Origin of the sequence: Methylorubrum zatmanii, assembly GCF_014845115.1 — a bacterium.
In the GTDB taxonomy this organism is placed as follows: domain Bacteria; phylum Pseudomonadota; class Alphaproteobacteria; order Rhizobiales; family Beijerinckiaceae; genus Methylobacterium; species Methylobacterium zatmanii.
Map to the genome: position 1 here is coordinate 1 of NZ_NKUI01000273.1, position 14,087 is coordinate 14,087.

Here is a 14,087-nt window from a genome sequence, read left to right on the forward strand (position 1 = left end):
GCAGGCGCCGGAGGATGAGGGCGAGTCCGACGCGGCGGAGTAGCGCCCCGGCTTCCCCGGCTCTCACTCCGGCAGGGCGAACACGACGAGGGCGTCGCCCGTGCCGAAGCCCGAGGCTTTGGTGAACGAGGCGCCCCCGGCGGCCACGGCCACGTATTGGCGGCCCTCGACCGTAAAGGTGATCGGCGGTCCGCCGATCCCCGCCCCGCACTGGAAGCGCCAGAGCAGCGCGCCGGTCCGCGCATCGTGCGCGTCGAGATGCCCGTCCTCCTCGCCCGAGAAGACGAGGCCGCCGGCGGTGGCGAGGGTTCCGCCGGAGAGCCGGCTCCCGGCCTTCTGCGCCCATGCCACCGCGCCGCCATGGGCGAGGTCGACCGCCGTCAGGGTCGAGAAGGAGGGCTCGCCCCTGGCCTCGCCGGTCTCGGTGTAGCGGATCTCGCCGCGTCCTCCCGCCGCCGGCACGGTCTTGACCGTGTAGGTCGCCGCCCCGTGCCGCACCTGCGCGAAGGCGAGGCCGCTGGCGGCATCGTAGGCGACCGGATGCCAGGACACCGCTCCGAGCGGTCCGGGGCTGACCACCGTGCCCTCCGGGCTCGGCGGCACGAACAGGTTCTTGTGCGCGATCAGCGGCGCGGATTTTCCGAGAAGCCGCCCGTCGGCGCGGTCGTGGACATAGATCCAGCCGAGCTTGCTCGCCTGGGCCACCGCCTTCACCGGACCGTCCTTGGTGGGATAGTCGAGCAGGAAGGGCGGGCTCGCGACATCATAGCCCCATTGCTCGTGCGGCACCTGCTGGTAGTGCCAGCGCAGCTCGCCGCTGCGCAGGTCGAGGGCCACGAGGCTCATGGTGTAGAGGTTGTCCCCCGGCCGGGTCAGGCCGAAATTCTGCGGCGCCGGATTGCCGGTGCCGAGATAGATCAGGCCGAGTTCCGGGTCGTAGGCCGGGGTCATCCACAGCGAACCGCCCCCCACCTTCCAGGCCTCCGGGTAGCGCGGCGCGGCCGCCTTCTCCGCGGCGATGTCGCGGTGGAGCGGCAGCCCGTCCGGCGTGGTTTCGGCGAAGCCGCCCTCCCAGCCCTCGGCCTTGGTCACGTACCAGCGCCAGCGCTCCTCGCCGGTCTTGGCATCGTAGGCCGCGAGCCAGCCACGCCGGCCATAGCCGCCCTCGATCCCGACCACGGCGCCGCCATCGAGGCCGCCCTTCTCGTCCTCGACATGGAGGCCGTAGCCCGCCCCGGTCACGCCGACGATGACCAATCCTTCCGCCACCAGGGGCGGCATCTTGAAGCCGAGCCGGCTGGAGCCCTGGACCGGCTTGTCGCCGAGGTGTGCCGCCAGGGCCGACGCGGTCTCCGTCTCCCCCTCCTCCGGGCGTACCGCTTCCCGGTCCCAGACCAGGCGGCCGGTCTTGGCGTCGAGGGCGATGACGCGCCCGTCCATGGTGGCCTCGAAGACGAGGCCGCCGGACACCGCGACACCTCGGTTCGACGGCGGCCCGAAGATCTTCTCCGTGCGGGCCTTGTGCGTGTAGGTCCACAGAACCCGGCCGGATTTCGCCTCCAGGGCCGCGACGTGGTTGCCCGTGGTCGAGACGTACATCACCCCGTCCACCACCACCGGCTCGGCCTGGAAATAGCCGGTCGTGCCGGTCTGGAAGATCCAGGCGGGGCGAAGCCGGGCGACGTTGCTGCGGTCGATCTGGGCCAGCGGCGAATGATGCGTGTTGGAGGCGTCGCGCCCGAAGGCCGGCCAGTCCCCGGAGGCGGCCGGCGCCGGCTGCGCGAAGACGAGGGCGGGCAAGACCAGGATCGCCGCGATGAGCCCGGTTCGCGCCGGAGTCGGGCCATGCCGACGATGCCCGGCGGGCGCGTTCGAGTGGCGCGTCACGGTTCCTTCCTCCCTGGTTTCTTCCCTGGTTAGGGCCGGGGGACAGGGCTGTCGAATGGGACGCTTCGTCTCGCCGGTGGCGATGGATTTCACGGAGCCATCGCCGGCCAGCGCGGTTGTCCCGGCGCGTGAAGCGGCCGCTCGCCCCCGCGGGCCGTCGCGATTTCGAGACGAGGAAGATCCGATGCGTATGGTAATCCTGGCCGGTGCCCTGGCCTTCGCGGCGCCGGCAATGGCGCAGACGACGGCCCCGTCCGCGCCGCAATCCGGCGGTCCGGTGATCGGCGGCGGACAGAACAACACGGGGGGTGACCGCAACCTGACGATCCCGCGCGGCAACAGCGCCGCCGGCACCGTCGAGACCAATTCGGCGGTCGGCGGCAATTCCAACCAGCCGGAGCGGGTCGTGCCGCAGGGCAGTGCCGGTGGTGGCAGCGGTGGCGGCCCCGCCGGCAACTGACGGCGGTCACGGGGCGGGCGGCTCAGAGCACCTGACGAGACCCCGTCGCCGGCGGCCTCCCCTGCGGCCGCGACGGGGACGGAGGGGCTCTCGTGAGGGCCGTTCAGGCGCGCCCGCCTCAGCCGCGCGGAGCCATCCGTAATTCGAAATGAGCCCCCTTGGCGGGCTTCAGGGACAAGGTGCCGTCGAGCTGGCGGGCGAGGTTGCCGACGATGCGCATGCCCAGGCTGGTGCGCGCCTTCAACGGATCGAAGCCCGGCGGCAGCCCGACGCCGTCGTCGCAGACCGAGACGGTGAGCCCGCCATCCTCGGCCATGGCGGCCTCGACGCGGATCTCGCCGTGGCCGCCGGGATAGGCGTACTTGATCGCGTTGGTCACGAGTTCGTTCACGAACAGGCCGAGCGGGATCGCCAGATCGGCCGGGACGGTGACGGCCTCGGCTCGGCAGAGCAGGGCGTGGGCGCCCGCGCTCTCGGTGAGTTTCTCGCACAGGGTTTCGAGGAAGCCGGCCACGTCGATCCGGGTCAGGTCCGGCTGGCGCCAGAGTTGGTCGTGCACCTGCGCCACCGCCTCGACCCGGGCGCGCGCGTCGGCGAGTGCGTTGCGGACATCCTCGTTGTCGCTGCCGCGGGCCTGCAGGGCAAGGAGCCCCGCCACCACTGCGAGGCTGTTCTTGACCCGATGGCTCATCTCCCGGCTGAGCAGGTCCTGCCGCTCAAGGGCGACCTTGAGCTGCGCCTCCGAGCGCAGGCGCTCGATGGCGCTGCCGAGGAGGTTGGCGAAGCCTTGCATGAAGGCGATGTCCTCCGGGCCGAAAGCGCCCTCGCGGGTGTCGTCCACCTCCAGCACGCCGTAATGACCGTCCCGGTTGGTGATGAGCACGTTCACCGCCCGGCGGATGCCGTGGCTCGCCATCAGCTCCGGCGTGCGGAAGCGGGTCTCGTTCTCCAGATGGTTGGAGATGACCGGGCGCCCGGTTTTCAGGGCATAGCCCGCAGGCGAGGCGAGATCGGCGCCGATCACCGCCCGGCCGATGCAGTCCGGCTCCCAGCCGATGCCGGCGCAGACGAGCAGGAGATCCTGGGCCGGCTGATATTCGAGCGCTTTGCAGAACTGGGCCTGCATGCCCTCTGCGCAGAGTTCGGTCGCCCGCTGCAGCAGCGGCAGCAGCTCGCTGGCGCGCAGGGCCTCCACACCGAAGTCGGACAGGATCGATTGCTGGCGTAACCGGAGATCGAGACCCTCCGGCGAGATTTCGGTCATGATGTCGACTCGGGTCCTCTTCGCGTGCGCGGCGCGATGGCAGACGACGGTGTCGGCATTGTGGGGCGAAAGGGCCGCGTTACAAGCGGCAGGGCCCGTTCCGTGGACCCTGCCACCGAGCCTCAGGGCTTGGCGTCGAGGAGCTTCTCGGCGCGGGTCACGGCCTCTTCGCAGCCCTTCGCGTCGCCCTTGCCGTCGGCGGTGCGGGCCTCCTCCAGGGCGACCCGCGCCTGCTGGGCCTGATCGCCGCCCTTGCCGGCTTCCGCGGATTTTTCCGGCGGGGCCTCGCGCGGGTCGGTCTGGCCGCCGGTCCCGGTCTGCCCCTCGCCCTCGCGATGGGCGGCCACGGTCTTGCTGCCGGTCGAGGCCGAGATCGAGGAGGTCGCCTCGGACTTTGCCGGGCCGTCAAGCTTCGCGATCTTGTCGGAGCAGGACGAGGCGAGCGCCGGTCCCGCGAGGAGAAGGGCGGCGAGGGAGAGGCCGGGAAGCAGGCGTGCGGCCAGCGTCATGGACGAGGTTTCCTCATAATGGATCCAGACAGGGGAAACCGCGCGGCGTGCCTCTGGTTGCCTTCATCGGTCGGGCTCGGCGATCGCCGAGCGGAACATCAGCACTGGTCAGACGCGCAATTATGCAACACATCATATCAAACAGCAGTTGAATCCGCTGCGCATTATATCTGATATTGATTTTTAACAAAAGATATAGGATGGAATATTTTATAAATTTTGAGAGCAAAAATGCGTTACTCGGCCCGCATCGTACAGGTTTCTACTGCATTGATGTTCTTGTCTGGATGTATGGCAGGGGCGCCAAATAAGCAGGCGGCGGGAGGCATATCTTCAGACCACTCTGTGAACCCTGGTCCAGTCGCAGGCACAACTGGGAACGTGCCAGTTTTGCCGAGAAACTACAGAAGAATGGCTGCGATCTACGTCGTCCGTGAATTCAATGCCGATGCGGTAGGCCCTCCCGAGATCAGCGAGCCTACTTCTCACGCCGGCCCATTCGGGGGCTTTGCAAGGGCCTTTATTCGCTTCCCAGTTAGCGAAAAAACGGCCTCGCGGACAAGCTTGACGGCTATGTTCGGAGCCACAGGTCAATACTATCGATGCGCAGCCATAACGGCATATTCCGGCATTTCTTCCCTTGGTAAGACTGAAATATATTTAAAATCCAATCGCATTGATAGCCCAGAATGCGCTCCAAGTTTGAAGTATACGCGCTATACTGAACTGGAGGAGCTTGCTGCCAAGTGCCGCATTCCAGGCGCTCCGTGTAGGGGTGAGCCAGTTGTGGCGTATGAAATCAGGGAAAAGAGGGCTGAATGAGCCTCCGGTAGCCAATATTGCACGTTCTGACTTGCGTTGCGCTTCCGGTTGTCTCGTCGGATGCCGTCTCCCGCCAAGCGATGTCTGCCTTCCGCTCATCTTCGGTAGACTGGAAACGTCGAACATGCTCCAGATGCTCGTCCAGCTGTTCTTGGCCTCGGCGATGCGGGCGACGATCGCTGCGGTAGCTGCGCCGCTTTATCGCTGGCCTACTGCATCGGCTTCGTCGGCGGCGCCGGAAGCAGCTTGGTGCGAAGGATGATGCGAAGCTCGCGCTCCTCCATGCCCATCCGGCTCAATGATTCCTCGGCCGCGCGCGCGAGTTCCGGAGCGTCTGGCGGGAAGCGGCAGTCAGCCCAGCGGATCTACCCTCTTGTTCATGCGAGGCGGGCCCGGCTCACGGCCTAGCAGGGCAGATAATCGACCGCCTTGGATCACAACCCTAGATATCGCCGCGAAAGTGTCAGGATCCAGCGCACGAAGCGTCCCGAATCCGTAGGCGACGTCGTGGAGTCGGTCCTCGATCTGTATCCGGTTGCCGGGCTGCATCGCATCATGAAGATCCCGACGCCGCTGGCTGAGGCGGTATGGACGACCTTCGCCAAAGAGAAACCCGGCGGCTTGCGGCCGCCGGGTTTCTCTCATGCGTGGTGAGCGAGGCCGCTCCGGCCCTCAGGTGCTGAGCTGGTCGCGCAGCGGCAGTTCGCGCACCCGGCGTCCCGTCGCGGCGAAGACCGCGTTGGCGATGGCCGGAGCGACCGGGGGCACCCCCGGTTCACCGACGCCGCCGAGCGGGGCGCCGTAGTCGGTCGAGGGCAGGAGATGCACCCGCACCGCCTTCGGGGCGGCGTCGATGCGGACGACCTCGTAGCCGTCGTAGTTGCTCTGCTCGGCCCGGCCGTTCTTGAAGGTGATCTTCGAGGTGAGGGCGAGGCCCATCCCCATGACCACCGCGCCCTCCATCTGCGAGCGGACGCGTTCCGGGTTGACCTGCGGCCCGCAATCGACGGCGATGTCGATGGCGTGGACCTTCACCTGGCCCTTGTCGTCCACCTCCACCTCGGCGGCGACGGCGGTGTAGGTCACGAAGCTGTAATGGCCGGCGAGCCCCAAGCCCCTGCCCTTCTCCAGCTTGCGGCCCCACTTGGCGCCATCGGCCACCGCCTCGATGACGCGGCGCAGACGGCCGGTATCGACGGGGTAGCGCTTCGGATCCTCGCCGTAGTTCCAGACATCGCCGATCTCGGTCGGGTCGATCTTCCGGGCCGGGCCGATGAGCTCAAGGAGATAATCCTTGGGATCGCGGCCCGCCGCATGGGCGAGTTCGGCCACGAAGGACTGGATCGCGAAGGCGTGCGGGATGTTCGAGACCGAGCGGAACCAGCCGATCCGGGTATGGGCGGCGGCTTCCGGGTTCTCGAACCGCAGGTTCTTCAGGGCCAGCGGATTGTTGACGAGGCCCATGCCCAGCTCGAACGGCAGCTCGTGCTTGGGGTCGGGCGCGAAGATCGAGCCGATCGTCGGCGCCACCGAGCGGTGGAGCCACGCCACCGGCATGCCCTTGTCGTCGACGCCCGCCTCGATCCGCTCCACCGAGATGGTGTGATAGTAGCTGTGCTGGATGTCGTCCTCGCGGGTCCAGACCAGCTTGACCGGCTGGCCGTCCACGGCCTGCGAGCAGAGCGCCGCCTCGACCACGTAATCGGGCTTCGACTTGCGGCCGAAGCCGCCGCCGAGCAGCGTCACGTTCACCCGCACCTTGTCGGCGGGGAGGTTGAGGCGCTTCACGACGCGGTCATGGGCCGCCTGCGGACCCTGGGTGCAGGCCCAGACCTCGCACGCACCGTCCTTGATGCGCGCGACCGCGGCCGGGGGCTCCATCGGCGCCTGGGCGAGATGGGGCACGAAATACTCGGCCTCGAACTTCGACTTGGCGCCCTTCATCGCCGCATCGACATCGCCGGCGACGCGCACGACCTTGCCCGGCTTGCGCGCGGCCGCCTCCAGCTCCTTGCGGAAGGCGGTGGTGTCGTAGCCGGCGTTCGGACCGTCGTCCCAGGTGACCTTCAGGGCCTCGCGGCCCTTCATCGCCGCCCAGGTGTTCTTGGCGATCACCGCGATGCCGCCGAGCGGCATGAACTCGGACGGGATCTCGCCACCCTCGATTTTCACGGTCTTGACGACGCCCGGGACCTTGAGGGTTTCGGAATCGTCGAAGGAGACAACCTTACCCCCGTAGACCGCCGGGCGCGCGACGACGGCGTAGAGCATCCCGTCGAGCTTCACGTCGAGGGCGTAGATCGCCTTGCCGGTGGTGATGTCGCGGTTGTCGATCAGGCCGATCTTGCCCTTGCCGATATAGCGGAAGGCCTCCGGCTTCTTGAGCTGCACGCTCTCACGGGCCGGCACCGGCAGCTTGGCCGCAGCCTCGGCCACCTCGCCGTAGCCGAGCCTGCGGCCGGATTTGGCGTGGGTGAGCACGTGGTTCTCGGCCTTCACCTCGCCGGCCGGCACGTTCCATTGCTGGGCGGCGGCCTGGATCAGCATCAGCCGCGCGGCGGCGCCGGCATGGCGGAAATGCTGGAAGAAGTGACGGAGCGAACGGGAGCCGTCGGTGTCCTGATTGCCGAAATGCGTCTCCTCACCCCAGGCCTGGACCACCTTCACCTTCGACCAATCGGCCTCCAGCTCGTCGGCGACGGTGAAGGCGATCGAGGTGCGAACGCCCTGGCCCATCTCGGAGCGGTGATTGATGACGGTGACGGTGCCGTCCTTGGCGATCGAGACGAAGATCTTCGGGTCGTCACGCCAGCCATTGGGCATGCCGTCGGCGCCGAATTTCTTGGCCTTCTGCTCCTCGGTCTGGCCCTCGTCGGCTTTCGCTCGATCGGTCAGCGAGAGGGCGAGCACGAGTGCGCCCATGCCGCCGAGGATGCCGCGGCGGCTGACATTGTCGATGCGGACCGGGCCGGCCGCGTTCTGGGAGGCGGCGAGTTCCGCCATGAGCTTCGCTTCGTGGATCACAGGCGGTCTCCCTTCGAGGCGGGGGCCGTCTGGCCGGCGGCCTGATGGATCGCGGCGCGGATGCGCGGATAGGTACCGCAGCGGCAGATGTTGCCGCTCATGTTCTCGTCGATCTGCTGGTCGGTCGGCTTCGGGCTGTCCTTGAGGAGCGAGGCCGCCTGCATGATCTGGCCTGTCTGGCAGTAGCCGCACTGGGCGACGTTCAACTCGCGCCACGCGACCTGGACCGGATGGTTGCCGTCGGGGGAGAGCCCCTCGATGGTCGTGATCTCCTGGCCTTCCGCCGCCGAAACCGGGGTGATGCAGGAACGGGCGGCGGTGCCGCCGAGATGGATCGTGCAGGCACCGCACTGGGCGATACCGCATCCGAACTTGGTGCCGGTGAGGCCGAGCTCGTCACGCAGGTACCAGAGTAGCGGCATGTCGGGATCGCCGTCGAAGCTGCGTTCGGCTCCGTTGACCGTGAGTTTTATCATCGCTGCCATCTGCCGTTTCAGGATGAGGTCCACGCGAGCGGATGGAAGGTCCGCCCGGCGGCCAGATCGATCTGCCCTTCCCCATGGATGCCGTGCCGGGACCGGTCCGAAGCCCGCGCGGCGGGTGGATCGATGCCGAGGCGGCCGGTTTCCGGCTCGTGCCGTCCGGCTCTTGGTTCGTGCTGTCGTCGCTTGCGAGGGCGGCGAAGCCGATCCGCCGCGACAATGCGGAGGCCGCAGGACGGCCTCAACTGCATTTCTTATCTGGAATTAATCAGAAGTGGGATGCTCTGGCAATTGGACGGTCCGGTTGCAATCCGGTTGCATTGCAGTGCAGCGCGTCGCAACGCGGGCATTTGAGGCGGAGAAATAAAGCCTGAGGGATGGTCTGTGCGGTCCCGCACATGATTGGCGCACAAGGCTCGGCGGCCGTTCGAAGGCCGCTACCTCCGACCGGGCCGAGGGGTGGAGACGGCGCGGGCGTCTTCCGGCAGGCCGGCATACCATTCGGCATAGGGGGTGTGGGCGGCCATGCGCCGGTTGAGATCGGGAGCGCCGTCGTGCCACCAGACCGGGCCGCGCTCGCCGAGCCCGCGCTTGGCGGCATCGACCGCGGCGCGGGCCCTGGCGAGGGCCTTGGCGTCGCCGGACCCCTTGGCGGCGCGCACCGCTCGCCGGGCATCCATCAGGTCGTGGACGAGCCGATCCCGCCGCACCGGGTCGAGGTCGGGCCGCTGGCGCCGCCAGAGCCGGCCGCGCACGACGATGTAGCGGCCATCCGGCGTTTCCAGCACGGCCATCGCGGGCCCGTTCCGCTTCAGGCGAAATCGCCGATATCGTCGGCGACGGCGTCGGAGGCCGTCACCGAGGCGTGGCCCTCCCGCCAGAGGCGATGCGCCTCGGAATCCGGCGGATGGGGATTGTCCTCCGTCCCCTCGCTCCGCTCGGCGGCGTGCCGACCCTCGGCATAGGCGGCCTCCTCGGTTCGATCACGGTCCATGACGCGCCCTCACAGATGCTCATCCCGGATCTATGGGCCGGCGGCGTTTCGGCGAGGGCGGCGTGCCGAAACGGCGCGTTCCCGCCACGGACTTCGGGGTCGGCTCCCCTGTTCGGACGTGGTTCACATGGCGCAGGCTTAGGCTATGCCACGCCTTTCCCTGGTCTCCACAGCCATCCGGTACGGATACGACGGCGCGGCGAAGCGTTCGCGAGAGAGATTTCGCCGCCGACCCGGTCGGCAGGACATGACACAGCAAGCACGGCCCCGAGGACGCCCGATGAGTCGCCTGGACGAACTGAAGAACGATCCCGCCTTCCGCCAAGCCGCCCTCGCGGTGCGCGGCGCCGCCAGCACCCTGAGCGGCCGGGCGATGACCCACGAGGAGGCCGAGCTGCTGGTGAGCTTCGCCCTGGCCACCTACGCCAATGCCGGCGGCCTGTCGGAGCCGAGCCTGAGCCGCCTCGCCCGCTTCGCCGGCAAGGTCGAGCCCGATGCGAGCTTCGAGAGCCTGCTGAAGCACTGAGATCGCGACTCCGGGGCTCGCAAGGGTCGTCCCTTCGTCCGGCGTTCTTTGCGAGAAGCCTGCGGGTCGATGGATCCAAAGCCGGTTTGATCGAGGGGGTCTGGCCTGCACCTCCTCCTCATGCTGAGGTGCCGCGCGCAGGCGCGGCCTCGAAGCACCCCGGACCGCCGATCCCAAGCAACCGGCCTTCCAGGTGACACGTCGCGGGGTGCTTCGAGGCTGCTGGCGCAGCACCTCAGCATGAGGACGAGCGTGTTTGCTGGAATGCCCGTTCAGCCGAAGGCGCCGACCTCGTGCTGGATGATGCCCGAGATCTCGCGCACCCGCTCGAACATCCGGCGGATCGGTCCGAACAGGGTGTTGTGCTCGGTCTCGTAGGTGCCGACGTCGCGCGGGCCCGGCGGCTCGCCGAAATTGAGGCCGAGCGTCGGGTCGGGCGTGACCGGGAAGATCTCGTCGAGCAGCTTCAGGCAGCCGTCGATGTCGAGGCGCAGGAAGCGTTCGAGCAGCATCTCGCGGGTCAGCCCCGCCTGCGGCCGGAAGCCGGGGATATGCGCCGCCAGGAACCAGATCCGGTGGATCAGGGCGAGGCGGATCGCGTGCAGCAGGGCGAGCCGGGTCGACATGGCGGCGAGGTCGGGCGCCGCCGTCTGGAGAGAGAGCCCGTCCCGGGTGAGCCGTCCGAACAGGCGGCGCAGGTCGGGGGCGAGGTTCAGCCGCTCCAGGGCGGCGGCGATGGTGACGAGTTCGTCGCGCCGGGCGTCGCGCCGGGTGCGGCGGGCGCGCTCCAGCCACACCGCCGGGTCGAGGGTGTCGATATAGGCGCGCATCACGTCGAGATCGCCGACGCTGGCCGCGTGCTGCACGAGGCGGAAGGCGCGGGAGAACCGCACCGAATCCTGGCGCATCTGGCGGAACAGCTCCGGCGACCGGTGGGCGGCGCGGCCGACGCCGTGGAGCGAGTTGGCGAGATAGCCGAGCTGCTGCAGGATCGCGTTGTTGGGGATGGCCCGCATCTGGCGCGGATGGGTGATCGCGGCCGGCCCCCCGCCATCGGATTGACGCGCCACCGGCCGCGATCCGGTGCGGTCGATCAGGCTCGGGCCGAAGGTGCCGAGCAACGCCGCGTAGCCGCGGTCATCCACCAGGGCTTCCATGTCCTGGCGCACGACGCGAAAGAACTCGGCGGCGAAATCCGGCTCCTCGTAGATCGGGTCGTTCGCGGAGACGGCGGCCTTGCCGTCGTTGAGGGCGTAATCGGCGAAGGCGTCGTCCTCCGTCAGCGCGTCGGCGAAGACATGCTCGGCGATCCGCGCCACCGAGGCGCGGGCCAGTTCGGGCGAGCCGAACATCAGGTAGCCGTCCGAGCCCTGGAAGCTCGATTCGAGCCGTTCGCGGATGCCGGCGGCGGCGTTGCGGCGGCGGGAATCCTCCGGCGCGAGATAGGCGAGGCGGTCGCGCAGGGAGGTCGGATGGGCGCCCCGGCCGATCGACTCGCCGTGGGTGTCGAAGATCACCAGTTCGATGTCGGTCAGCCCGTTCTGCACCATCAACTCGGTGATGCGCAGGCGCAGGCGCTCGATCCAGAAGGTCGCCGCGAGCTGGCCGACATAGCGCCCGGAATCCGAGTAGCCGAACTGGACCGAGAGCCGGCCGAGACGCTTGAGATGGGCGCGCCAATGCGGGTTGCGCAGGGCGTCGTCCAGCACCCGGATGCCCTGTTCCAGCGCGCTCGCGGTTTCGAACAGCGGCGTGATCTCGAGCTTGTCGGAGATGCCGTAATGGCGCGCGAGCCAGAGGGCGGCGAGCAGGGTGTAGCCGGTCTCGGTCTCGGCGATCAGGAAGCGCACCGGATGGGTGCCGTCGACATGTTTGAGGATCTGGGTGATCGTCATCATCAACCGCGCGGCCGAGGCCCGCTCGGCGGCGAGCGCCCCGAAATCCACCGGCACCGGCCGCACGTCGTTGAGCAGGGTGTTGATCGCCGAGAGATGCGAGCGGCGCTGCGCGGCATCGGCCGGGTCGCCTTCGAGGTCGATGACCCGGCGCACCGCGTTGTGGATCTGGCTGGCGTTGAGCCGGAAATGCGGCAGGGCGTTCGACAGGCCGTGGGCCGCGACCCCTGAACGCAGCACGGCGATGGCGCGGCGCTCCTCGTCGGACCCTGCCGCGCCGATGGCGGCGGCGAGCCCGGCCAGGATCGGCCCGGCATCGGTCTGGGCGCGCTCCCGCTCGATGATGAGGGCCAGGGCGAAGCGGTGGACCGCCTCCAGGGACGGCTTGGTGCCGAGCAGCGGCGCTCCGGCGAGCTGCCGCTCCACCGCCTCCCGCGCCCCCGCCGTCAGTTCGCGCACGACGCGGGTCGCCGGGATATCGGGCAGGTCGCGCAGCAGACGGTCGAACTGCATCCGCTTCGAGATCAGCCGGTAGCGCATGGTGTCCCACCAGCCGATATCGGTGCGGCCGTCGGTGTCGCAGCCGACCCAGCTGGCGATGGCCAGCGGCTTGGGCACCAACTCGGTCCAGCGGTCGGGCCAGCGGGCGCGGGCGGCATCGAGGATCGCGCCGTTGAAGGCATCGATCGCCGCCCGGCCGTGATTGGCGGCGATGCAGGCCTGCTCGAACTCGTCGTCGAGGCTGATCTGCGGATCGGGCCGGGTGGAGCGGGCGGCGGCTTCGCCGAGGATCGGGGTGCGCTTGTCCGCATCGGCCAGCGAGGCGGCCCGCGCGATCAGCCCGGCCACGGCCTTGGGCATGCCGAAGGTCGGATGCGCCGTGAACACCGCCGCGAAGGCGGTCCGTCCGACGCGCTCGCGAAAGGTTTCGAAATCGCCCGAGCCCCGCGGCACCGCCGCCACCAGGCGGCCGGCAAGCTCGACCTCGGGACCCTCCGCCTCTCCGGCCCCGTCGCCGTCGAGGCCGACATAGGCCCGCAGCCGCTCGGCCCGCTCCGTCAGCGCCCGCCGCCGCAGGGTCGCGAGCAACGCGTCGAGGTCCGATTCGCCGATCTCGTCCCGGTCGAGCCGGCGGGTGATGGCCAGCGTCACCGCGAGCACGGGATTGCGGAACGGATCCTCGCTCGCCTGCTCGCGGGTACGCGCCACGAGGTCGAGCAACTCGGTTTCCAGGTCGCGGCCGGCCGGCTGCGGAGACGCCCCGCCGCCCGCCGCCGGGCGGTGCGGGATGCCGGAGGCGGAAGCCGGAGCGGAGCGGGGGTCTTCGAGGGGCATCGAGCGTTCCTGAACGTGAGCGGCCGGTGACCGTCGGACGGCAGTGTCGACGCGGTTCTCACCCTTCGGCCCGCGACGCAAGGACCGTTCCTCGCATGGAGGCCGTGATCTTGGAGCGGCCGCTTCCGGGCGGGCGCCGTCGCTTCTTTTTACGTCTCTCGGGACCGGCAGCCGCGCCCTATGCGATGTCCGCATCCGGGGAAGGTGCAACGGCGCGCGATCCGGTCTAGGGTCCACCCGACCATGGAAACCCTGGTGATCCTTGCCGCGGCGGCGGCCACCCTGCTCGCCTGCATCTTCGTGGCGACGCTCTCCAAGGGGCCGCGCCGTCCTCCCCTGCGCCTTCCCCGCGAGGAGGAATGGGACGACGACGCGGAGGCGGTCACCAAGGCCCTGACCCCGTCCCCGGTGAGCCCGATCGATCGCGGGGCACAGGTGCTCGATGCCCGCGTGATCGAGCATGAGGATCCCGGATCTCACGGGTCTAACCCCAGGCCATCCCGAACGTTCGATGCGGAAGAACTCGATCACCGGATGCTCGATCACCTCCTCGACCAGCAGAACCGCGAACTGAAACAGGCGGAGCGGCAGGATGGACCCCCGCTCTCCGAGCCGAAGGGCCGCCACGCCCGATGAGACGGATCGGCCTGATTGCGGCCGCCACGGCGGCCTGGATGGCGCTCGCGCCCGCCGCCCTCGGCCAGGACGAGACCGCCCCGGCCGAATCCGGAGCGTCCCCAGAGGCGCCCCGTGAGGCGGCCAAGGAAGCGCCCAAGCGCAAGCCGCGGCCAAAACCCCGCCCGAAGCCCCAGGCCAAGCCTGTGGAGAAACCTGTGGACAAGCCGATGGAGGCGCCGCCTCCGGCCGGAGCGGCGCCTCCATCGGCTTG

At 69.0% G+C, this 14,087-nt stretch carries 13 protein-coding genes and 1 pseudogene; 6 read left to right on the forward strand and 8 right to left on the reverse strand.

The genetic code is table 11. The annotated features are described in order from the left end of the window. Nucleotides 1–63: 63 nt before the first annotated feature. A complete protein-coding gene (locus MZTS_RS23220) occupies nucleotides 64–1,809 on the reverse strand; it encodes a pyrroloquinoline quinone-dependent dehydrogenase (protein ID WP_343068846.1) in 1,746 nt (581 codons plus the stop codon). 262 nt (nucleotides 1,810–2,071) lie between these two features. Here MZTS_RS23220 and MZTS_RS23225 point away from each other — a divergent pair, with 262 nt between their 5' ends. Further along, nucleotides 2,072–2,347: a hypothetical protein gene (locus MZTS_RS23225; RefSeq protein WP_192285605.1), complete on the forward strand. Its 276-nt coding sequence runs from the start codon at nucleotides 2,072–2,074 to the stop codon at nucleotides 2,345–2,347. 118 nt (nucleotides 2,348–2,465) lie between these two features. Here the strand turns inward: MZTS_RS23225 and MZTS_RS23230 are convergent, their stop codons facing one another. Together MZTS_RS23230 and MZTS_RS23235 are read right to left on the reverse strand one after the other, a co-directional pair. Beyond that, nucleotides 2,466–3,611 (reverse strand): sensor histidine kinase, encoded by a 1,146-nt coding sequence (locus MZTS_RS23230; RefSeq protein ID WP_192285607.1) that lies wholly within the window; start codon nucleotides 3,609–3,611, stop codon nucleotides 2,466–2,468. 122 nt (nucleotides 3,612–3,733) lie between these two features. After that, entirely contained in the window at nucleotides 3,734–4,120 is a 387-nt protein-coding gene (locus MZTS_RS23235; RefSeq protein WP_192285609.1) for a hypothetical protein, read from the reverse strand. A gap of 1,251 nt (nucleotides 4,121–5,371) precedes the next feature. On the opposite strand from MZTS_RS23235, the gene MZTS_RS23240 reads away from it, so the two are divergent. Further along, nucleotides 5,372–5,596, forward strand: a complete 225-nt coding sequence (locus tag MZTS_RS23240) for a hypothetical protein (RefSeq protein ID WP_192285611.1) — start codon at nucleotides 5,372–5,374, stop codon at nucleotides 5,594–5,596. 18 nt (nucleotides 5,597–5,614) lie between these two features. Here MZTS_RS23240 and MZTS_RS23245 read toward each other — a convergent pair whose 3' ends face one another. Both MZTS_RS23245 and MZTS_RS23250 read right to left on the reverse strand, forming a co-directional pair. Then, entirely contained in the window at nucleotides 5,615–7,966 is a 2,352-nt protein-coding gene (locus MZTS_RS23245; protein ID WP_192285613.1) for a molybdopterin cofactor-binding domain-containing protein, read from the reverse strand. Beyond that, nucleotides 7,963–8,442: a (2Fe-2S)-binding protein gene (locus tag MZTS_RS23250; RefSeq protein ID WP_192285625.1), complete on the reverse strand. Its 480-nt coding sequence runs from the start codon at nucleotides 8,440–8,442 to the stop codon at nucleotides 7,963–7,965. Before MZTS_RS23250 ends, MZTS_RS23245 begins: the two co-directional genes overlap by 4 nt. 41 nt (nucleotides 8,443–8,483) lie before the next feature. Between MZTS_RS23250 and MZTS_RS23255 the strand changes: the two genes are divergently transcribed. Continuing rightward, nucleotides 8,484–8,822 (forward strand): hypothetical protein, encoded by a 339-nt coding sequence (locus tag MZTS_RS23255; protein ID WP_192285615.1) that lies wholly within the window; start codon nucleotides 8,484–8,486, stop codon nucleotides 8,820–8,822. Nucleotides 8,823–8,885: 63 nt separating this feature from the next. On the opposite strand, the gene MZTS_RS23260 is transcribed toward MZTS_RS23255, so the two are convergent. Together MZTS_RS23260 and MZTS_RS23265 are read right to left on the reverse strand one after the other, a co-directional pair. Further along, nucleotides 8,886–9,242, reverse strand: coding sequence for a hypothetical protein (locus MZTS_RS23260; protein ID WP_192285617.1), 357 nt, complete (start codon nucleotides 9,240–9,242; stop codon nucleotides 8,886–8,888). A 17-nt stretch (nucleotides 9,243–9,259) separates the two neighbouring features. After that, nucleotides 9,260–9,442 (reverse strand): ribosome modulation factor, encoded by a 183-nt coding sequence (locus MZTS_RS23265; RefSeq protein ID WP_192285619.1) that lies wholly within the window; start codon nucleotides 9,440–9,442, stop codon nucleotides 9,260–9,262. A gap of 280 nt (nucleotides 9,443–9,722) precedes the next feature. Here MZTS_RS23265 and MZTS_RS23270 point away from each other — a divergent pair, with 280 nt between their 5' ends. Then, entirely contained in the window at nucleotides 9,723–9,968 is a 246-nt protein-coding gene (locus MZTS_RS23270; protein ID WP_192285621.1) for a hypothetical protein, read from the forward strand. 272 nt (nucleotides 9,969–10,240) lie between these two features. Here MZTS_RS23270 and MZTS_RS23275 read toward each other — a convergent pair whose 3' ends face one another. Continuing rightward, entirely contained in the window at nucleotides 10,241–13,198 is a 2,958-nt protein-coding gene (locus MZTS_RS23275; RefSeq protein WP_246482244.1) for a phosphoenolpyruvate carboxylase, read from the reverse strand. Between the two features lie 255 nt (nucleotides 13,199–13,453). Here MZTS_RS23275 and MZTS_RS23280 point away from each other — a divergent pair, with 255 nt between their 5' ends. Beyond that, a complete protein-coding gene (locus MZTS_RS23280) occupies nucleotides 13,454–13,834 on the forward strand; it encodes a hypothetical protein (RefSeq protein WP_343068845.1) in 381 nt (126 codons plus the stop codon). Beyond that, nucleotides 13,831–14,087, forward strand: a pseudogene (locus MZTS_RS25015) (hypothetical protein); the annotation flags it as partial. The gene MZTS_RS23280 and the pseudogene MZTS_RS25015, both read left to right, overlap by 4 nt.